General features: G+C 63.3%; 16 protein-coding genes. 6 read left to right on the top strand and 10 right to left on the bottom strand.

Annotated features, from left to right (window positions below; genetic code table 11):
• Positions 1-7: 7 nt before the first annotated feature.
• The 9 genes from PSEST_RS17850 to PSEST_RS17810 form a co-directional block, all read right to left on the bottom strand.
• Positions 8-1,279, bottom strand: coding sequence for a YeaH/YhbH family protein (locus PSEST_RS17850; RefSeq protein WP_015278340.1), 1,272 nt, complete (start codon positions 1,277-1,279; stop codon positions 8-10).
• A gap of 81 nt (positions 1,280-1,360) precedes the next feature.
• Entirely contained in the window at positions 1,361-3,283 is a 1,923-nt protein-coding gene (locus PSEST_RS17845; RefSeq protein WP_015278339.1) for a PrkA family serine protein kinase, read from the bottom strand.
• Positions 3,284-3,553: 270 nt separating this feature from the next.
• Positions 3,554-3,883 carry a thiosulfate sulfurtransferase GlpE gene (gene glpE, locus PSEST_RS17840; protein WP_015278338.1) on the bottom strand — a complete coding sequence of 110 codons (330 nt, stop codon included), beginning with the start codon at positions 3,881-3,883 and terminating at the stop codon, positions 3,554-3,556.
• Positions 3,880-4,707 (bottom strand): symmetrical bis(5'-nucleosyl)-tetraphosphatase, encoded by an 828-nt coding sequence (locus tag PSEST_RS17835; RefSeq protein WP_015278337.1) that lies wholly within the window; start codon positions 4,705-4,707, stop codon positions 3,880-3,882. The genes glpE and PSEST_RS17835 overlap by 4 nt, the downstream gene beginning before the upstream one ends.
• Positions 4,704-5,087 carry a Co2+/Mg2+ efflux protein ApaG gene (gene apaG / locus PSEST_RS17830; RefSeq protein ID WP_015278336.1) on the bottom strand — a complete coding sequence of 128 codons (384 nt, stop codon included), beginning with the start codon at positions 5,085-5,087 and terminating at the stop codon, positions 4,704-4,706. Before apaG ends, PSEST_RS17835 begins: the two co-directional genes overlap by 4 nt.
• A 33-nt stretch (positions 5,088-5,120) precedes the next feature.
• Positions 5,121-5,915 (bottom strand): 16S rRNA (adenine(1518)-N(6)/adenine(1519)-N(6))-dimethyltransferase RsmA, encoded by a 795-nt coding sequence (gene rsmA / locus PSEST_RS17825; protein WP_015278335.1) that lies wholly within the window; start codon positions 5,913-5,915, stop codon positions 5,121-5,123.
• 114 nt (positions 5,916-6,029) lie between these two features.
• On the bottom strand, positions 6,030-7,022 hold the full coding sequence (gene pdxA, locus PSEST_RS17820; protein ID WP_015278334.1) for a 4-hydroxythreonine-4-phosphate dehydrogenase PdxA: 993 nt from the start codon (positions 7,020-7,022) through the stop codon (positions 6,030-6,032).
• 110 nt (positions 7,023-7,132) lie between these two features.
• Positions 7,133-8,440: a peptidylprolyl isomerase gene (locus tag PSEST_RS17815; RefSeq protein WP_041757084.1), complete on the bottom strand. Its 1,308-nt coding sequence runs from the start codon at positions 8,438-8,440 to the stop codon at positions 7,133-7,135.
• Positions 8,421-11,213: an LPS-assembly protein LptD gene (locus tag PSEST_RS17810; RefSeq protein ID WP_015278332.1), complete on the bottom strand. Its 2,793-nt coding sequence runs from the start codon at positions 11,211-11,213 to the stop codon at positions 8,421-8,423. Before PSEST_RS17810 ends, PSEST_RS17815 begins: the two co-directional genes overlap by 20 nt.
• A gap of 129 nt (positions 11,214-11,342) precedes the next feature.
• On the opposite strand from PSEST_RS17810, the gene PSEST_RS17805 reads away from it, so the two are divergent.
• Genes PSEST_RS17805 through PSEST_RS17795 form a run of 3 tightly spaced genes read left to right on the top strand, consistent with a single transcriptional unit; the run spans position 11,343 to position 13,799 of the window.
• Positions 11,343-12,362: an aminoglycoside phosphotransferase family protein gene (locus PSEST_RS17805; protein ID WP_041756773.1), complete on the top strand. Its 1,020-nt coding sequence runs from the start codon at positions 11,343-11,345 to the stop codon at positions 12,360-12,362.
• Complete coding sequence (gene murU / locus PSEST_RS17800; protein WP_015278330.1) at positions 12,359-13,030, top strand: N-acetylmuramate alpha-1-phosphate uridylyltransferase MurU; 672 nt, start codon at positions 12,359-12,361, stop codon at positions 13,028-13,030. Before PSEST_RS17805 ends, murU begins: the two co-directional genes overlap by 4 nt.
• 1 nt (position 13,031) lies before the next feature.
• Complete coding sequence (locus tag PSEST_RS17795; protein WP_015278329.1) at positions 13,032-13,799, top strand: TerB family tellurite resistance protein; 768 nt, start codon at positions 13,032-13,034, stop codon at positions 13,797-13,799.
• Between the two features lie 7 nt (positions 13,800-13,806).
• On the opposite strand, the gene PSEST_RS17790 is transcribed toward PSEST_RS17795, so the two are convergent.
• Complete coding sequence (locus tag PSEST_RS17790; protein ID WP_015278328.1) at positions 13,807-14,820, bottom strand: alpha/beta hydrolase family protein; 1,014 nt, start codon at positions 14,818-14,820, stop codon at positions 13,807-13,809.
• 96 nt (positions 14,821-14,916) lie between these two features.
• Here PSEST_RS17790 and PSEST_RS17785 point away from each other — a divergent pair, with 96 nt between their 5' ends.
• From PSEST_RS17785 to PSEST_RS17775, 3 genes are all read left to right on the top strand, one after another.
• Positions 14,917-17,334, top strand: coding sequence for a PAS domain-containing sensor histidine kinase (locus tag PSEST_RS17785; RefSeq protein ID WP_015278327.1), 2,418 nt, complete (start codon positions 14,917-14,919; stop codon positions 17,332-17,334).
• Complete coding sequence (locus PSEST_RS17780; protein WP_015278326.1) at positions 17,331-17,960, top strand: response regulator transcription factor; 630 nt, start codon at positions 17,331-17,333, stop codon at positions 17,958-17,960. Before PSEST_RS17785 ends, PSEST_RS17780 begins: the two co-directional genes overlap by 4 nt.
• 148 nt (positions 17,961-18,108) lie before the next feature.
• The gene (locus tag PSEST_RS17775) at positions 18,109-19,218 is read left to right on the top strand and encodes an ABC transporter ATP-binding protein (protein ID WP_015278325.1); all 1,110 of its coding nucleotides are present in this window, start codon (positions 18,109-18,111) and stop codon (positions 19,216-19,218) included.
• The last annotated feature ends 46 nt before the right edge of the window (positions 19,219-19,264 follow it).

The following is a 19,264-nucleotide window of genomic DNA, read 5'->3' as shown; positions in this document are numbered from 1 at the left end:
GCACACCTCAGCTGGTCATGCGCCGCTGGAAGAGTTCGCGGAACACCGGGTAGATGTCCGCGGCGCTCACCAGTTGTTGTTGGGCGAACGCATCGGAGAAGGCTTCGGCGACCTGGTTGTACTCGTACCAGAGCGCCTGGTGTTCGCGCGGGGTGATTTCGACGTAGGTGAAGTACTGCACGAACGGCATGATCTGGTTGATCAGGATGTCGCGGCACAGCGGCGAGTCGTCGTTCCAGTTGTCGCCGTCCGAGGCCTGCGCGGCGTAGATGTTCCACTCGTTGGCCGGGTAACGCTCGGCCATGATCTCCTGCATCATCTTCAGCGCGCTGGAAACGATGGTGCCGCCGGTTTCCCGCGAGTAGAAGAACTCCTCTTCATCGACTTCCTTGGCGCTGGTGTGGTGGCGGATGAACACCACATCGATCTTGTCGTAGTTCCGCTTGAGGAACAGATACAACAGGATAAAGAAGCGCTTGGCGATGTCCTTGGTGGCCTGGGTCATGGAGCCGGAAACGTCCATCAGGCAGAACATTACCGCCTTGGAGCTGGGGTTGGGGTGCTTGACCAGCAGGTTGTACTTGAGGTCGAAGGTGTCGAGGAACGGCACGCGGTTGATGCGCGCTTTCAGCCGTTCGATCTCCTCTTCGGTGGCCTTGATGTCGCCGAAGTTGTTCGGTTCCTCCAGACGCAGCCGCTCCAGCTCCGCCTTCAATGCCCTTAGCTGCGAGCGGCTGCTGCCTGAGAGCGCGATACGCCGGGCGTGTGCCGAGCGCAGCGTGCGCACGATGTTGATACGCGAGGGGTTGCCTTCGTTGGCGATGCCGGCGCGCACCGTCTTGAAGGTATCGGTGCCGGTGAGGTGGCGCTTGACCAGATTGGGCAGCTCCAGGTCCTCGAACATGAAGTCGAGGAATTCCTCCTGGGTGATCTGGAAGACGAAGTCGTCCATGCCGTCGCCGCTGTTGCTGGCCTGGCCGGCGCCTTGGCCTCCGCCGCCGCCCTGCGGCCTGGGAATGCGCTCGCCGGCGACGAACTCCTTGTTGCCGGGGTGCACGATGGTCTGGCGACCGCCGCGGCCGTGGTGAAGCACCGGCTCGTCGATATCACGACCGGGAATGCTGATCTGCTCGCCATGCTCCATGTCGGTGATGGAGCGCCGGCCTACGGCTTCCTCCACCGCTTTCTTGATATGCCCACGGTAGCGCTGCAGGAAGCGCTGGCGGTTCACCGTGCTCTTGTTCTTGCCATTCAGGCGACGATCGATCACGTAGCTCATAGGCCCTCCGGGCTAGGCTGAAACCATAGGCCTGAAGCTGGAAGCGTGGCGCGGTGCTTCCAACTTCAGGCGTCCAGCCGCTTACTGCGATTTACGCACCCGCAGATACCACTCGGACAGCAGGCGAACCTGCTTCTCGGTGTAGCCACGCTCGACCATGCGCACGACGAAGTCGTTGTGCTTCTTCTGGTCTTCCTTGCTCGCCTTGGCGTTGAAGCTGATGACCGGCAGCAGATCCTCGGTGTTGGAGAACATCTTCTTCTCGATCACCACGCGCAGCTTCTCGTAGGACAGCCACGACGGATTCTTGCCGTTGTTGTTGGCGCGGGCGCGCAGCACGAAGTTGACGATCTCGTTGCGGAAATCCTTCGGGTTGCTGATGCCGGCCGGCTTCTCGATCTTCTCCAGCTCCTCGTTGAGCGCCACGCGGTTGAGGATCTCGCCGGTTTCCGGATCGCGGTATTCCTGATCCTGAATCCAGAAGTCCGCGTACAGCACGTAGCGGTCGAAGATGTTCTGCCCATACTCGCTGTAGGACTCGAGGTAGGCGGTCTGGATCTCCTTGCCGATGAACTCGATGTAGCGCGGCGCCAGGTACTCCTTGATGAAGCGCAGGTAGCGCTCGCGCACTTCTGCCGGGAACTGTTCCTGCTCGATCTGCTGCTCCAGCACGTAGAGCAGGTGCACCGGGTTGGCGGCGATCTCGTGCGGGTCGAAGTTGAAGACTTTGGAGAGAATCTTGAAGGCGAAGCGGGTGGAGAGGCCGTTCATGCCTTCGTCGACGCCAGCGGTGTCGCGGTACTCCTGAATCGACTTGGCCTTGGGGTCGGTGTCCTTCAGGTTCTCGCCATCGTACACACGCATCTTCGAGTAGATGTTGGAGTTCTCCGGCTCCTTCAGGCGCGACAGCACGGAGAACTGCGCGAGCATCTTCAGGGTGTCCGGCGCGCAATGGGCATGGGCCAGCGAGCTGTTGGTCAGCAGCTTGTCGTAGATCTTGATCTCATCACTGACGCGCAGGCAGTACGGCACCTTGACGATGTAGATGCGGTCGATGAAGGCTTCGTTGTTCTTGTTGTTGCGGAAGCTGTGCCATTCCGACTCGTTGGAGTGGGCCAGCAGGATGCCACTGTAAGGAATCGCGCCGAGGCCTTCGGTGCTGTTGTAGTTGCCTTCCTGGGTGGCCGTCAGCAGCGGGTGCAGCACCTTGATCGGCGCCTTGAACATCTCGACGAATTCCATCAGACCCTGGTTGGCCCGGCACAGCGCACCCGAATAGCTGTAGGCGTCCGCATCGTTTTGCGGGAATTCTTCCAGCTTGCGGATATCCACCTTGCCCACCAGCGAGGAAATGTCCTGGTTGTTCTCGTCGCCCGGTTCGGTCTTGGCCACGGCGATCTGGTTGAGGATCGATGGATACAGCTTGACCACGCGGAACTTGGAAATGTCACCACCGAATTCCTGCAGACGCTTGGTGGCCCATGGCGACATGATAGAACTCAGGTAACGGCGCGGGATGCCGTAGTCCTCCTCGAGGATCTGCGCATCCTCGACCGGGTTGAACAGCCCCAGCGGCGATTCGAACACCGGTGAACCCTTGATGGCGTAGAAGGGCACACGCTCCATCAGTTGCTTGAGCTTCTCGGCCAGCGAAGACTTGCCGCCACCGACCGGCCCGAGGAGATAGAGGATCTGCTTCTTCTCCTCCAGCCCCTGCGCGGCATGGCGGAAGTAGGAGACGATCTGATCGATGCACTCCTCCATGCCATGGAAATCCTCGAAAGCCGGATAACGGCGGATCACCTTGTTGGAGAAGATGCGCGACAGTCGCGAGTCCACTGAGGTATCGACCAGCTCGGGTTCGCCGATCGCCATCAGCAGGCGCTCGGCGGCGCTGGCATAGGTGCCCGGATCCGCCTTGCACAGATCGAGATATTCCTGGAGGGAATATTCCTCCTGGCGGGTCGCTTCGAAACGTTGTTGGAAGTGGCTGAAAATGCTCATGACTTCACCTCGATCGATGCACGAATAGGCGCGTCATCAGGCACTCTGGGCCCGGCCGAAGTGGCGGCCAGTGGAGTTCCCCCGAACACCTAATGGTCGTAACCCTGAAATCCGTCAGCCGTTTCCCGGCTTCGTTTATTTGGATGGCCTGAACTCAAGGATAGTTCGGATTCAGCAAGATCAAGGGCGGGGAGGGACTTTAGGCACTGCCGTTCGGCTGTTAAAGGCGCCTAGCCCGCGGGTGGCGGGCGATCGAAGGGAAATATTTTTTTACGCTTGTTCGTCGCGCTCGACTTCGCTGGGATAGGTATGTCGCCATAGCTCGAAGCCACCGTCGAGGCTGTAGACATCCGAGAAACCCTGATTGGCCAGATACGCCGCTGCGCTCTGGCTGGAGTGGCCGTGATAGCAGGTCACGATCAATGGCTGGTCGAGATCGGCCGCGGCGATGAAATCCGGCAGCGAGTGGTTATCCAGATGCAGCGAGCCACTGATATGGCCGTTGGCATAGCTGTGCGGGTCGCGAATATCCACGACCACGGCGCCACTGCTGCGCATGGTCTGTGCCTGTTCCGGCGGGATGCGTTTGAAGTCGGTCATGCGGGTTTACCGTGTTCACATTCGCAGCGATGCATTTCGCCGCTGTCGAGGTTCATGAGGGTCATGGCGTTGCCCCAGACGCAGCCGGTGTCCAGCGCGAAGACGTTCGGTTCGTCGCACTGGCCTTCCAATGCGGCCCAGTGGCCGAAGATCAGCTTGACGTTGCGGGTCTTGCGATTGGCATGGCTGAACCAGGGTGCATAGCCGGCCGGAGCGCTATCGGCGCCTTCTTTCGCTTCCAGATCGAGGGTGCCGTCGGCCTTGCAGAAGCGCATACGGGTGAAATAGTTGGTGATCAGGCGCAGCCGCGGCACACCGTGCAGCTCCTTGTTCCATTTCGACGGTTGATTGCCATACATGCCATCGAGGAAGGGCATCAGCAGTGCATCGTCCTGTAGCGCCTGCTCAACCTCGGTGGCACGCTTGAGCGCCTTTTCCAGTGACCACTGCGGCGGAATGCCGGCATGCACCATGGCGGTGTGGCGCGGGGCATCGTAATGGATGAGCTTCTGCTGGCGCAGCCAGTCGATCAGATCGGTCCGATCCGGTGCCTCCAGGATCGATTGCAGGGTATCGGATTTGCGCATCCTTTCGATGTTGTGAGCCACCGCCAGCAGGTGCAAATCGTGATTGCCGAGGACGGTGATCGCGGACGACCCGAGTTCGCGTACGAAGCGCAGCGCCTCCAGCGATTGCGGGCCGCGGTTGACCAGATCGCCAGCCAGCCATAGGCAGTCGCGCGAGGGGCTGAAGTCCACGCGCTCCAGCAGGCATGTCAGTGGTTCGAGGCAACCTTGCAGGTCGCCGACGGCATAGGTCGTCAATGCAATGCTCCGGGTACGGCCAGGCGGAACGGTGCAATGAGCGCATCGAAGCTGTGACCATCCTCGGCCAACATCTCGTAGCTGCCTTGCATGCTGCCGACACAGGTCGCCAGCAGTGTCCCGCTGGTATAGACGTGATGTTCACCAGGCGCGATCAGCGGCTGCTCGCCGATCACTCCGGCGCCGCGCACTTCCTGCACCTGGCCATCGCCGTCGGTGATGATCCAGTGCCGCGACAGCAACTGCGCTGCCACCTCTCCTTTGTTCTCGATGGTTACGGTGTAGGCAAAGGCATAGCGGTTTTGTTCCGGCTCCGATTGCGCGGCCAGATAGCGGGGCGTGACGCTGACGTCGATGCAATAACGTTTATCTTCGGACATGGCCTGCTCGCTGGAGGGCAGTAGGGCTCGGCCCTAGCTACGCTCGGTCAGTTGATCGGAAAGGCGAACGAAGGCGGCGAGGTCCAGCTGCTCGGGGCGCAGGCTGCCATCCACGTCCGCTGCTGCGATGGCATCGGCATCCAGCAGGCCCTTGAGGGTGTTGCGCAAGGTCTTGCGCCGCTGGTTGAACGCCTCGCGTACCACGCGCTCGAGTTGACGATGGTCGCGCGCTGGATGCGGCAACGTTTCGTGGGGCACCAGGCGAACGATCGCCGAATCGACCTTTGGCGCCGGGTTGAACGCACCTGGCCCGACGTTGAACAGGTGCTCCACGCGGCAGTGGTACTGCACCATGATGGAAAGACGGCCCCAGTCGCCACCGCCCGGCGTGGCCGCAAGGCGCTCCACCACTTCCTTCTGCAGCATGAAGTGCATGTCGCGAATGAGGTGCGCATGGGCGAGCAGATGGAAGATCAGCGGCGTGGAAATGTTGTAGGGCAGGTTGCCGACGATGCGCAGGCTGTTCGGCTCCGCACTCAGGCGGCTGAAGTCGAACTTCAATGCGTCGCCCTGATGCAGAGTGAAGTTGTCGCGTTCGGCAAACTTGCCCTGCAGGATCGGGATCAGGTCGAGGTCGAGTTCGACCACATCCAGATGTGCACCGCTGTCGAGCAGTCCCTCGGTGAGGGCACCCTGGCCTGGGCCGATTTCCACCAGTCGCTCACCCGGCTTGGCATGAATCGCCCGCAGGATACGGTGGATGACGCCGGCGTCGTGCAGGAAGTTCTGGCCAAAGCGCTTGCGCGCGCGGTGCTGGTAATCGGACATCGGGGCTCCAGGGAGCAGCTTGAAGCCTGAAGCTTGAAGCTGAGAAACGGATAAGGCGCGTATTTTAGCAGGCGAGGGCAGCAAGAAGATCGTTCGAGCCGCGTGCGGTGCTCGCTAGCGCTGGCTGGCGGCCATCTGGTACGCCGTTTCCAGCGCGACTTGCAGGCTGCCGGTGTCGATCCTGCCGCTGCCGGCCAGGTCCAGCGCGGTGCCGTGATCGACCGAGGTGCGCACGATCGGCAGGCCGAGCGTGACATTGACCGCGGCACCGAAGCCTTTGTACTTCAGCACTGGCAAGCCCTGGTCGTGGTACATCGCCAGCACGGCATCACAACGCTCGAGATGCTTTGGCGTGAACAGTGTGTCGGCCGGTAGCGGACCGACCAGATCGATGCCTTCTTCGCGCAGCCTGGCAAGCGCCGGCTCGATGATTTCGATCTCTTCGCGGCCCAGGTGTCCACCCTCACCGGCATGCGGGTTCAGCCCGCAGACCAGAATGCGCGGTCGGGCAATACCGAACTTGCTGACCAGATCGTTGTGCAGTATCCGCGTAACCCGCTCCAGACGCTCCGGTGTAACTGCTGCCGCGACATCCTTGAGCGGCAGATGCGTGGTCACCAGTGCGACGCGCAAGCCGCGTGTGGCAAGCATCATCACCACCTGCTCGGTGTGGGTCAGCTCGGCGAGAAACTCCGTGTGGCCGGAAAAGGGGATGCCGGCCTCATTGATCACGCCCTTGTGTACAGGCGCGGTAATCATGCCGGCGAAGCTGCCGTCCAGACACCCTTTTCCAGCGCGTGTCAGCGTCTCCAGAACGTAGCGACCATTGCGCGAATCGAGCTGGCCTGCCGTCACTGGTGCATCGAGTGGCGTGTCCCAGACGTACAGGCTGTTGGCTGGTGCCGGTTCGCTTGGCCAGCTATGCGGGTCGACTGAACGCAGCTCGATCGCCAACCCGAGCTGCGCAGCGCGCTCGGCCAGCAGCGCGCGACTGGCAATGGCTATCAGGGTCTGAGGCTGGGCCTCACGCGCAAGCAGCAGGCAGAGATCCGGACCGATGCCGGCCGGTTCGCCGGGCGTGAGAACGAAGGGGCAGGAAACAGACATCGAGGCACTCTCGGATTGGGGTGGTGGTTGCCGCCGGAATGAAAAACGGGGTGGCGACCCTTCGGCCAACACCCCGCATTCCTGTCTAACGTATGACTTCTACTTGAAGCTTAGAGCTTGATCTCGACGTAGGCTTCGTCGCGGATCTGGCGCAGCCAGGCCTGCAACTCCTCATCGTACTTGCGGTTGCGCAGCAGGCTCAGCGCCTGTTGCTCGCGGAACTGCTCGCTGGCGTCGGTGGCACGGCGGCCGAGCACTTCGAGGATATGCCAGCCGTAGGGCGACTTGAACACCGGAGAGAGTTCGCCGCTCGCCGTGTTCGCCATGACTTCGCGGAACTCGGGTACCAGCGAGGCTGGGTCGATCCAGTTCAGGTCGCCGCCGTTGAGCGCCGAGCCCGGATCTTCGGAGAAGCTCTTGGCCAACTGGGCGAAGTCTTCGCCAGCACTGATGCGGTCGCGCAGGCGTTGCACCAGCAGGCGCGCTTCCTCTTCACTGCGGATCGCGCTGGGCTTGATCAGGATGTGACGGACATGCACTTCGTCACGCACCTGCGTCTCGCCGCCACGTTTTTCCAGCAGCTTCAGCATGATGAAGCCCGGCGGCGTGCGCACCGGCTCGGTCACTTCACCGATCGACAGCTCGCGTACTACGGCATCGAAGGGCGGCGGTAGTTGAGCCGCCTTGCGCCAGCCCATGTCGCCGCCTTCCAGTGCGTTCTCGCTGCCGGAACGAGACACGGCAAGGCGGGCAAAGTCGGCGCCCTGTTGCAACTGCTGGTAGGTATCCATCGCGGTACGTTCGGCAGCCTGGATGGTTGCCGAATCAGCCGCTTCTGGAACCGGGATGAGGATGTTCGCCAGGTGATACTCCTCGGACAGTTGCAGCTTGCCGAGGTCGGAAGCCAGGAAGTTCTGCACCTCCTGGTTGGATACCTGGATGCGCTCGGCCACCCGACGCTGACGCACGCGGCTGATGACCATTTCGCGGCGGATCTGCTCGCGCGCGCTTTCCAGGCTCAGACCATCACGCGACAACGCCTCGCGGAACTGCTCCAGCGACATGTTGTTGCGCTGGGCAATGGTACCCATGGCCTGGTTGAGTTCTTCGTCGGCGATGCGAATGCCGGAGCGCTCACCAATCTGCAACTGCAGATTCTCGGTGATCAGGCGTTCCAGTACCTGCTGCTGCAACACATCCATCGGTGGTGCATCGGCACCACGCTTCTCGATGGTCTGCTGGACTTCACGAATCCGCTGCTGCAGCTGGCTCTGCATGATGACGTCGTTATCGACAATCGCCACCACGCGGTCCAATGGTTTCACCTGAGCGAGGGCCGCAGGCGCGAGAGTCGCACCGCTCAGCAGCAGAGCGCCGAGCGCGAGCGGGCGCAGTACTTCAGAAAGCTTGATCTTCACGTTCACGGTAGCCTTGGATGCCTTCGTCGAGGAAAGTTTCGGTCGCATTGCCAACTACGCCGCCGAGTCCCTTGAGGACGATCTGCAGGAAGATGCCGCGGTCCGGCTCGTCGTTGCGGTCGGGGTTGAGGCTGGTCTCGTCGTAGTCGACCCAGTAGCGATTGATCAGGCGCAGCTTCCAGCAGCAGCTGTCGTACTCGAAGCCACCGAAGGCTTCCAGCGTGCGGCTGCGGCTGTAGTCATGCTGCCAGCGGGCGATGACGCTCCATTGCGGGACGACCGGCCAGATGACCGAGAAGTCATGCTGGTTGATCTTGTAGTAGTCCTTGATGAAAACGGTGTTTGGGTTTCCGTCGTTTTCGTATTCCTCTCGACCGTAATCCCCTCCATAGGTCCACTCTCCGGATGCTTGGTCGAAACGCATGGTGTCGTTGCGGTAGCGATAGCCGAGGTTGACGATCTTGCCTGGGTTGTCTTCCGGCTGGTAATGCCACATGGCACTGCCGGAGCGCGTGCTGTGGCTGTCCGGATCCCAGTTGAAGGTCGAGGTGAAGCGCCAGTCGCGGTTGTAGCGGTACATGTATTCCAGCGCATACGGCGATACGTCGGAAGTGGCGCTGGCGCGTGTGCGGTAGTCGATGCCGCGGAGTTGCACCTCGCGATCTTTGAAGTAAAACGCCTGGCCGATGCTGAAGCGCTGACGCTCGAAGCCGTTGGGCTCTACCCAGCGATTGGTCACGCCGAGCGAAACCTGATTGGCGTCGCCAATGCGATCTTTTCCAGAGAAGCGGTTCTCGCGCCATAGCGATGAATAGCTGAAGCTGCTCTCGCCGGTATCGAAGATCGGGATGTCGTCCTGATCCTCTTCCGGTACGTAGAGATAGAACATGCGCGGCTCGAGGGTCTGGCGATAGTCCTTGCCGAACCACTGGGTGTCGCGGTCGAAGTACAAGCCGCTGTCGACACTCAGGATTGGCACGCTGCGGTCGGGTGTGTCGTTGAAGTTCGCTCCAACGCCGCCAGCACCAAACTTACCCTTGTTGTCGAGTGTCACGTCGTACTTGGTATATGCGTATTTCAGCGAAGGCTTGATGAAGCCCCACGACCAGTTCAGGGGTAAGCTAACTCCGGGCTCTAAGTGAAGACGTTCGCCTTCCGCGCGGTTAAGACCTCTTAGGTTCTCGTCGTACCACGTTTCTTCGCCCCCATCCTCGTTGATGAAGTTGCCGCTGCGCAGGCTGCGCTGGAAGCTGACGAACTCGGTCTTGTAAGCGAAATTCAGGCCGCCCGGCTGGAAAGGCAGGCGCCCGTCCAGGGTGAGCTGCGGCAATCGCTCGTAAGGCGTGATGTCAGTGACCGTGGCGCGCTCATAGGCGTGCATGTTCAGGCGCGCTGTGTAGGTGTTGCCGCGATAGGTGAGCGTGCCGCGCTGATCAAGGTGATCAGGCTGATTTATATCCAGGTTGGTGCTCAGATCCTGGAAGTAGTACGGATCGCTGATATCGGTGTAGTCCACCTCGGCGAGCCAGCGCGAATCCAGCCCGGTACGGTTCTGCCAGCTGTACATCCAGCGCTGGTCTTCGTACTCGGACTGCAGCTTGCGGTCGTCGTTGCTGTCGTCCAAGTAGGCTGCGCCGAACTGGCCTTCGCTGCTGCGGGTCAGGTAGCGGAACTCGCCTTCCATCAGCAGCCCGCGGTCGGTCATCAGGTGCGGATACAGGGTCGCGTCGAAGTTCGGCGCCAGGTTGAAGTAATAGGGCGTCTGCAGCGAAAGACCGGTATCGCTGGAGGAACCGATGCTCGGCGCGAGGAAGCCCGACTGGCGACGGTCATCGATGGGGAAGTGGATATAGGGTGTGTAGAACACCGGAATATCCTTGACCCGCAGCGTGACGTTGGTTGCCGAACCAAAGCCGGTGGCCGGGTTCAGCGTGACGTTGTTGCCCTTCAGGTGCCAGGTGTTTTCACCCGGTTCGCAGCTCGTATAGGTGCCATCCTTGAGGCGGATGATCGCGGTCTCTTCGCGCTTGGCGTATTGCGCGCTGCCGCGGACCTTGCCGGAATGCACGACGTACTCGGCGTTTTCCACCTTGGCTTCGCCGCTGTCGAGGAAGATTTCGGCGCGATCGCCGACCAGCAGTGCGTCACGGTCGCGGAAGCGCACGTTGCCGGTCAGCTCGCCGCGATTTTCCAGCTGGTGCAGGCTGGCTTCGTCCGCCTCGACCTGGATGCTGCCCTGACGCAGGACCACCTCGCCGGCGAGGGTGGCGATTTCCTGCTCCTGCTCGTAGCGTGTCGCCTTGGCCGACACATAGGTCGGCGCTTCGCTCATCGGCGTGGTGTCGAACTTGCCAGGACGATCCGGCTCGACATAGGTGCCGGCGCAGTACGGACCGGTTTCGGCGAGCTGGGCTGGGGTCAGCTGATCGCGCGGCACCCAGTCGAGGTGGCTGAAGTCAGCGCTGCGCGAGGCAAGGGCGCGGCCTTTGCTTTCGGTGACCAGCTTGGTGGTTGCCGTCGGCGCCTGCGCCTTGGCGGTTGTCGACTTGCTGGTGCTCGGCGTGGTCGCAACGCTACCGCTTTGCGCCGGGCGCGGCGGCAGTGTCTGGCTCGGCACATTGGAAGCGCAATTCCAGCCACCGGTCGCATCGGGTTGGCAGGCAAACTGTTCGGCTGCGAAGACAAAAGGTACAGCTACCGGTTGCAATGCAAGCAGACCGCCAGTAACCAGTAGAGGGAATTTTTTACGAAACGCGGGGTATTTGACTGCCATCTTGTTTTTTGGTCCGTGCTTGCGGCGAGCCATCGGCCGGCTGGGCCGCACGCCTCTCGATGGGCTGAGAAAGATGCAGGATAATAAAGCATGACCCGCCTATCGGCTAGCGCCGTGGAGACCCCCTGGATGCCGCATCAAGATCAACGTCTGCTGGACCTGAGCGCCTGGCTGGACCAGCAACTACCTGAAGTCATCGCCCGTTGCGGCTGGGGCGAAGTGCCGGCCGCACAGCTTACAGCGGCGAGTAGTGACGCCAGTTTTCGCCGTTACTTCCGCTGGCAGGGCGGCGAGCGCAGCCTGATCGTGATGGATGCGCCGCCGCCCCAGGAAGACTGCCGGCCCTTCGTCAAGGTGGCGCAGATGCTGGATGAAGCCGGCGTGCATGTTCCGCAGGTGCTCGCGGCCGACCTCGAGCGCGGCTTTCTGCTGCTCTCCGACCTGGGACGCCAGACATACCTGGACGTGATCGATCAGGGTAATGCCAACGCGCTGTTCGATGATGCCATCGAAGCCCTGCTGAAATTCCAGTTACAGCCTGTCTCGCAGCCGATGCCGGCATACGACGAAGCGTTGCTGCGCCGCGAGTTGCAGCTCTTCCCTGAGTGGTATGTGCAGCGCCACCTTGGCCATACGTTCACTGACGCGCAGCAGGCTGCCTGGGAGCGTATCTGCCAGAAGCTGATCGACTCGGCGCTGGCGCAGCCGCGGGTGCTGGTGCATCGCGATTACATGCCGCGCAATCTGATGATCAGCGAGCCGAACCCCGGCGTGCTGGACTTTCAGGACGCCGTGCTCGGTCCGGTCAGCTACGACATCACCTCGTTGTTCAAGGATGCCTTTCTCAGCTGGCCCGAAGTGCAGGTTCAGACCTGGCTCAAAGGCTACTGGCACAAGGCGCGTGCAGCCGGCGTCGCGCTGCCTGATTCGCTCGAAGAGTTCTTGCGTGCCAGTGACCTGATGGGGCTGCAGCGTCACTTGAAGGTGATCGGCATCTTCGCCCGAATCTGCCATCGTGACGGCAAGCCACGTTATCTGGCCGACGTGCCGCGCTTCTTCGCGTACATCGAGGCGGTGCTGGCGCGGCGGCCAGAGCTGGCCGAGCTGCAACAGCTGCTGGCCGAGCTGCCGCAGGCGCCGCACGCATGAAGGCGATGATTCTGGCCGCCGGCAAGGGCGAGCGGCTGCGCCCGCTGACACTGCATACGCCCAAACCATTGGTTCGCGCCGCTGGCGTGCCGCTGATCGAGTACCACGTTCGTGCGCTGGCGGCCGCCGGCTTCGACGAACTGGTGATCAACCACGCCTGGCTCGGTCAGCAGATCGAAGACTACCTCGGCGATGGTCAGCGTTTCGGCGTGGCGATCCGCTATTCGGCCGAAGGCGAGCCACTGGAGACCGGCGGCGGAATTCATCGGGCATTGGGGCTGCTGGGCGATGAGCCGTTCCTCGTAGTCAACGGGGATATCTGGACCGACTACGACTTCGCCCAACTGCGGCGCCCTCTGGCGGGGCTCGCGCATCTGGTGCTGGTGGATAATCCTCCACACCACCCCAAGGGTGATTTCAGTCTGGCCGAATCGGCCGTCACGGAACCCGAGGTCAGTGGCGACGCGCTGACCTACAGCGGCATCTCCGTTTTGCATCCGGCGCTGTTCGAAGGCTGCCAGCCGGGAGCCTTCAAACTGGCGCCGTTGCTGCGACGTGCCATGGCTGATGGACAGGTGAGTGGCGAGTGCCATGCCGGGCTCTGGGTGGACGTAGGCACCCACGAGCGCCTGGCTGAAGTCGAGCAACTACTGGAGGCGCGACGCTGACATGTTCTGGCCCATCACGCTGTTGGGGCTGCTGATCGGCTGGTTGCTGGCGAGCATTCCGGGCGCTTTGCTCGGCGGTCTGCTGGGGCAGGTGCTGGATCGCCGGCTAGGGCTCGATTCCTGGGCCAGCCTGCGTGCGCGCCTGGCCGGTAAGCCAGTGCTGCAAGGCCAGGATTTGCTGTTCTTCCTATTGGGGCGTTTGGCCAAGAGTGGCGGACGCGTGAGCCCGGCACATATCCAGGCCGCCCGTGACGAAATGCGCCGCCAGAGTCTTGATGCTGCGGCGCAGCGGCAAGCCATCGCTGCGTTCAATCGCGGCAAGGCCAGCGGTGATGGCCTGCGTGACACCCTGCAGCGGCTGCGCGGCCAACGTGAAGAGAATCGTCGTCTGATCCAGGCCTGCTGGCGCATGGCGCGTGCGCAGGGGCAAATCGGCGCTCGCGAACATGAGCTGGTGCTGCTCTGGGGCAAGTGGTTGGGCTGGGATGCGGCCGAGGTCGCGGCGCTGGATCCGGGCGCGACTCGGCGCAAGGAGGCACCGGCCGGTCGGGGTGGCGCTTACGAGCAGGCCATGCAGTTGCTGGGCGTGCGTGCGGATACCGATCCGCAGCTGATCAAGCGGGCCTACCGCCGCCTGCTGAGTAAGCATCATCCCGATAAGCAGGCCGGAGCCGGTGCGAACGCCGCTCAGGTGCGCGACGCCACCGAGCGCACCCGCGAGCTGCATAGCGCCTACGCCCTGATCCGCGAGCGCCGCGGCTTTCGCTGATACCAACCTACCGGGCTGGCTTACGGTCCAGCCAGCCCCGTACGCGGCGCACCAGTTGTTCCTGTTCGTAGTGCCGGTCGCCGGTCAGATTGGTCAGTGCGACCTGTCGGTAATCTCTGTGGCCGGCACGGCGCGCCGCGTTGCGTCGTTGCATGGCCTGCTCCTGTGCAGCCGGCCGATCGTTCATATAGAAGTCGCCTACGTCGACGGCGAGCGTCGCAAGATAGGCCTCCAATGGCTGCTCCGGCATCGGAGGCGTACGTGGATCGATCACCACCAGTTGGCCGACATCCTTCGGCTGAAGCTGTGCCATGTACTGGCTGGCCCAGTAGGCACCGGTGCCATGGCCGACCAGGACGATCGTCGGTGCCTGCAGCGTACGGGCGTGCTCGATCGCGGCATCGATACGCGCCTGCATCCGCTCGGCATGGCTTGGTTGCTCTACATTCTCATTCGCTTGCGGCGGCTCCGTCGCTGGCCCGTCGCTGTCCGCTGGAGCTGTCTGCTCGGGTAGATAACCGGCGCTGCCGGGCTCGGACGGCAGGCCTGTCTCGTCTGCGTCCGGTGCTTCTTGCGTATCAGGCGCTTCGGTCGCTGCTGGTGGTGTGGGAATGCGCGGGCCGGGCGTCAGGGCAGCATCGGCGGGCGTCAGGCTCAGGGTGTGCCAGCCATGTTCGGGAAGGCCGCGCCGTAGCGGGCCGATTGCGCGTGGCCAGTCGGCGGTTTCGCCTTCGCTGGGCACGATGACCAGCACGCCGCGGGCCTTTGCCGTGTTCGCCGGCTGCCAGAGCGCAAGGAACCTGTCCTCCTCGCCCAGTTGCAGCTGGGCGACGGCGTCGAGCTGCCGTTGCAGCCCTGCGGCCAGCGCTTCGCTGCGCATTTGCGGTGCCGGGCGCTGCACCTTGGGTTCATCCACTGGTGCTTCCTGAACCGCCTCGGGCTCCTGCGCCGCGGCCATGTACGGCACGCCGCCGCCAAGCGCGACGCCGAACAGAAGCACGAAAGCAGGCAGGCAGCGCATGGATTGTCTCCGCTATGGGTGTCGGCACCACGCTGGCGCCGGCAGGGGTTATGCATTACAACAGCATGTCGGCACGCCCATCAATTGCGTGAATATATGCTCGCCTTATCCCTGCGTTTCGTTCTTCTCATCAGCCTGGCGCTGCCGTTCGCGGCTGGCGCCGTGACGCTCGACGACGACAGCCGTGCCTGGCTGGAGCAGCATCCGGAGTGGCGCGTCGGGGTGGTGATGGGCGCGCCCTACGCCGAGTATGACCAGCGCCAGCGGCGCCTGTCAGGCTTTCATGTGCAGCTGATGGAGCATCTTGCCGACGACCTCGGGGTGCGCCTGCAATGGCGCCGCTTCAGTGACGAGGCTGCGCTGGAGAAGGCCGCCCGCGAAGGCCTGATCGATGTGGCGCCGGGCCTGCGTCAGACGCCGGCCGGCCTGCGTCTGTGGCATTACAGCGATCCCTTCCTGCGCATTCCGCGCTTGCTCGTCGGCGACCGTGGCGGCCCGCGCGCCATCGACCTGGAGTATCTGCATCCGAGCGAACTGGTTTCCGCCGTCGGGCCGGGTCCAGTCACCGAGTTTCTTGCCAGCAACTATCCCAATATCACCGTGCTGACCGCGACCAGCCAGGCCGATGCGCTGCGTCAGGTGCTGGAAGCCAAGGCCAGTTATGCCGTCATCGACGAGCCGGTGTTCGCGCGGCTGTCGCAGCAGGTGGAGTACGACTCGCTGGCGGTGGTCGGTGATCTGGGCAACCCGCAGCTGCTGCGTATCGCTTCGCGGCGTGACAGCGCCGAACTCGCTGCCGTGCTCGATACGGCGCTGCGGCAATTTCCGGCGCGGGAATTCAGTCAGTTGCAGGAACAGTGGCTCAAGACCCGCAGCATTGATCTCGGTCGCGAGGTCAGCTACTGGCGCAGTCTCAGCCTGCTGCTCGGCGTCCTGCTCCTGGCCTGTCTGCTGATGCTGGCCTGGCAGCGGCGCCAGCATGGCGTGCTGGAAAGCCGGCTGAAGACTGCCCGGCGCGATATCGAGCTGCGCGAGGCGGCCGAAGAAGCGCAGCGTTTGACGCAGTTTTGTCTGGATCACAGCACCGTCGGCATCCTCTGGCTCAACTGGGACAGCCGCGTGCGTTACGCCAACCAAGCCGCCGAGGTGCTGCTCGGGCATTCCTCCGGCGGATTGCTGGATCAGCCGCTGGAAAGATTCGACCCGGCGCTGGGCATGGATGCCTGGCTGGCGCGCTGGCGCGCTGCCCGCACGGGCGAGGATGATCGCCAGGTACACGAATGCGAATGGCTGCGCGCCGACGGCCAGCGCTTTCCGGCGGCGGTCACCTACAGTTTTCTGCGTTTCGGCAGCCGCGAATACCTAGTGGTATTTCTTGCCGATATCACCGAGCGGCGCCGCGCCAGCGCCCAACTGCAGGAGAGCGAGGCGCGCCTGAAGGCCATGGCCGGCAACGTGCCGGGGCTGGTGTTCCGTCTGGAGCGCGACGGGCCGCAGGCGCCGGTACGGGTCGCCTATATCAGCGAAGCCAGCCAGCGCCTGGTGGGCTATTCCGCCGAGCGCCTGCTGCAGCCGGGGCAGGGCATCCGCAGCCTGGTGCACGCCGATGACGAGGCGGGCTACTGGGCCAGCCAGCAGCTGGCACTTGAGAAAAGCCAGGACTGGCGCTGGCAGGGGCGCATTCTCAACCGCAATGGCGAGGTGCGCTGGGCCGATATCCGCGCCTCCGTGCGCGGCCAGCCGGATGGCCGCCAGGTATGGGACGGCATCGTCTGGGACATCACCGACAACAAGCGCATCGAGCTGGAACTGGACGCCTCGCGCGCGCAGTTGCGCGAGCTGGCCGCGCACCTGGAGACCGTGCGCGAGGAGGAAAAGGCGCATATCGCCCGCGAGGTGCACGACGAGCTAGGCCAGGTGCTGACCGTGCTGAAGCTGGAAACCTCGATGTGCGAGCTGGGCTTCGCCGACCTCGACCCGGCCCTGGCGCAGCGGCTGGAAAGCATGAAGCGGCTCATCGCGCAGCTGTTCCAGCGGGTACGCGACGTGGCCACGGCGCTACGCCCGCCGATCCTCGACGCCGGCATCGCTTCGGCGGTGGAGTGGCAGGCGCGGCGCTTCGAGGAGCGCAGCGGCGTGGCCTGCCTGGTCGAGGTGCCTGAGTGCCCGCCCGCGCTGGGCAACGCCAAGGCCATCGGCCTGTTCCGTATCCTTCAGGAGTCGTTGACCAACGTGATGCGCCATGCCCGCGCGCAAACGGTCAGCGTGCAGCTGCAGCTCGAGGGCGACCTACTCTGCCTGCGCGTCAGCGATGACGGCTGTGGCTTCGCCGACGCGGGGCGCAGCGCGGGCAGCTCGTTCGGCCTGGTGGGCATGCGCGAGCGCATCCAGATGCTCGGCGGCCAGCTCTGCATCGACAGCCAGCCCGGCGAGGGCACCACCATCACGGCACGGGTCCCGCTGGACCCGCTGCCACTTCCTTCACCTGCAAGCACTGGAGCACTGCCGTCATGATCAGGGTCATGGTCGCCGAGGATCACACCATCGTCCGTGAGGGCATCAAACAGTTGATCGGTATGGCGCGCGACATGCAGGTGGTCGGCGAGGCCGCCAGCGGCCAGCAGCTGCTCGACCAGTTGCGCCAGATCAGTTGCGATGTGGTGCTGCTGGATATCTCCATGCCCGGCGTCAACGGCCTCGAAGCGATTCCACGGATCCGCGCGCTGAACCAGCCGCCGGCGGTGCTCGTGCTGTCGATGCACGACGAGGCGCAGATGGCAGCGCGGGCGCTGAAGATCGGCGCGGCCGGCTACGCGACCAAGGACAGCGAGCCGGCGCTGCTGCTGACTGCACTGCGCAAGGTCGCCGGTGGCGGGCGCTACATCGACCCGGCGCTGGCCGACCGGATGGTCTTCGAGGTTGGCCTGACCGATTCGCGGCCGCCCCACGCGCTGCTTTCCGAACGCGAGTACTCGGTGTTCGAACGGCTGGTGCAGGGCGATTCGGTAAACGACATCGCCGGCAAGCTGGCGCTGAGCAGCAAGACCATCAGCACCCACAAGGCCCGCCTGATGCAGAAGCTGGCGGCGCATTCAGTGGCCGATCTGGTGCGCTACGCCATGGAACACAAGCTGGTCTGAGCGCCAGCCACCGACCCGCCGTGTAGGGCGTTCCCTACACGCGACTCTCCCTCACGCCTAGGCCAATCGCTCCGCTGTACCGATTTTTCCGCCGCCGCTGCGCTTCTACGCTGTGGCCACGGTTCAACGGTTACGCAGGTGCAGCAGCATGGTCGAGTCAACGGCGAACGATATCCTGGTGAGCTTTCGCGGCATCCAGAAGAGCTATGACGGTGAGTCGCTGATCGTCAGGGATCTCAATCTGGACATCCGCCGCGGCGAATTCCTCACCCTGCTCGGGCCGTCCGGCTCGGGTAAAACCACCAGCCTGATGATGCTGGCCGGCTTCGAAACGCCCACGGCGGGGGAAATCCTCCTCGATGGCCGGGCGATCAACAACGTGCCGCCGCACAAGCGCGACATGGGCATGGTGTTCCAGAACTACGCGCTATTTCCGCACATGACGGTGTCGGAAAACCTGGCGTTTCCGCTCAGCGTGCGCGGCATGGCCAAGCCGGACATCAAGGAGCGGGTCAAGCGCGCGCTGGCGATGGTCCAGCTGGAGGGTTTCCGCAATCGCTATCCGGCGCAGCTCTCCGGCGGCCAGCAACAGCGCGTGGCACTGGCTCGCGCGCTGGTCTTCGAGCCGCAGCTGGTGCTGATGGACGAACCCCTGGGCGCGCTGGACAAGCAGTTGCGCGAGCAGATGCAGATGGAGATCAAGCATCTGCACGAACGCCTCGGCGTCACCGTGGTGTACGTCACCCACGATCAGGGCGAAGCGCTGACCATGTCCGATCGGGTAGCGGTGTTCCATCAGGGCCAGATCCAGCAGATCGAAGACCCGCGCACCCTCTACGAAAAGCCGGTGAACACCTTCGTCGCCAACTTCCTTGGCGAGAACAACCGCCTGCCGGCGCATCTGCTCGACCGGCGTGGTGATAGCTGCACGGTCAAGCTCGGCCGTGGCGAAACCGTCGAGGCGCTGGCGGTCAACGTCGGTGCGGCGGGAACGCCGGTCAGCCTGTCGATTCGCCCGGAGCGGGTGCTGCTCAACGGCGCCAGCGCCAATTGCCCGAACCGCTTCACCGGGCGCGTCGCCGAGTTCATCTACCTCGGCGACCATATCCGTATCCGTCTCGAGGTCTGCGGGGTCAGCGATTTCTTCGTCAAGCAGCCGATCGCCGAGTTCGACAGCGCCCTGCGGGTCGGTGACGTGGTGCCGATCGGCTGGCATGTCGAGCACGTCCGTGCACTCGACCCGCTGCAGGCGGCTTGAAGCGAAACCTACAAGAAACCCAAACAACTGCATCATGGAGCGAACT

The organism is Stutzerimonas stutzeri RCH2 (assembly GCF_000327065.1).
GTDB lineage: Bacteria > Pseudomonadota > Gammaproteobacteria > Pseudomonadales > Pseudomonadaceae > Stutzerimonas > Stutzerimonas stutzeri_AE.
Note: the sequence above shows the minus strand (reverse complement) of the source record. Positions and strands in the feature narration are given on the sequence as shown.

Coding starts and splice junctions, on each gene's coding strand:
- PSEST_RS17850 (WP_015278340.1), bottom strand. CDS start 1,279: ATGAGCTACGTGATCGATCGTCGCCTGAATGGCAAGAACAAGAGCACG.
- PSEST_RS17845 (WP_015278339.1), bottom strand. CDS start 3,283: ATGAGCATTTTCAGCCACTTCCAACAACGTTTCGAAGCGACCCGCCAG.
- glpE (WP_015278338.1), bottom strand. CDS start 3,883: ATGACCGACTTCAAACGCATCCCGCCGGAACAGGCACAGACCATGCGC.
- apaG (WP_015278336.1), bottom strand. CDS start 5,087: ATGTCCGAAGATAAACGTTATTGCATCGACGTCAGCGTCACGCCCCGC.
- rsmA (WP_015278335.1), bottom strand. CDS start 5,915: ATGTCCGATTACCAGCACCGCGCGCGCAAGCGCTTTGGCCAGAACTTC.
- pdxA (WP_015278334.1), bottom strand. CDS start 7,022: ATGTCTGTTTCCTGCCCCTTCGTTCTCACGCCCGGCGAACCGGCCGGC.
- PSEST_RS17810 (WP_015278332.1), bottom strand. CDS start 11,213: ATGGCAGTCAAATACCCCGCGTTTCGTAAAAAATTCCCTCTACTGGTT.
- PSEST_RS17805 (WP_041756773.1), top strand. CDS start 11,343: ATGCCGCATCAAGATCAACGTCTGCTGGACCTGAGCGCCTGGCTGGAC.
- murU (WP_015278330.1), top strand. CDS start 12,359: ATGAAGGCGATGATTCTGGCCGCCGGCAAGGGCGAGCGGCTGCGCCCG.
- PSEST_RS17795 (WP_015278329.1), top strand. CDS start 13,032: ATGTTCTGGCCCATCACGCTGTTGGGGCTGCTGATCGGCTGGTTGCTG.
- PSEST_RS17790 (WP_015278328.1), bottom strand. CDS start 14,820: ATGCGCTGCCTGCCTGCTTTCGTGCTTCTGTTCGGCGTCGCGCTTGGC.
- PSEST_RS17785 (WP_015278327.1), top strand. CDS start 14,917: ATGCTCGCCTTATCCCTGCGTTTCGTTCTTCTCATCAGCCTGGCGCTG.
- PSEST_RS17780 (WP_015278326.1), top strand. CDS start 17,331: ATGATCAGGGTCATGGTCGCCGAGGATCACACCATCGTCCGTGAGGGC.
- PSEST_RS17775 (WP_015278325.1), top strand. CDS start 18,109: ATGGTCGAGTCAACGGCGAACGATATCCTGGTGAGCTTTCGCGGCATC.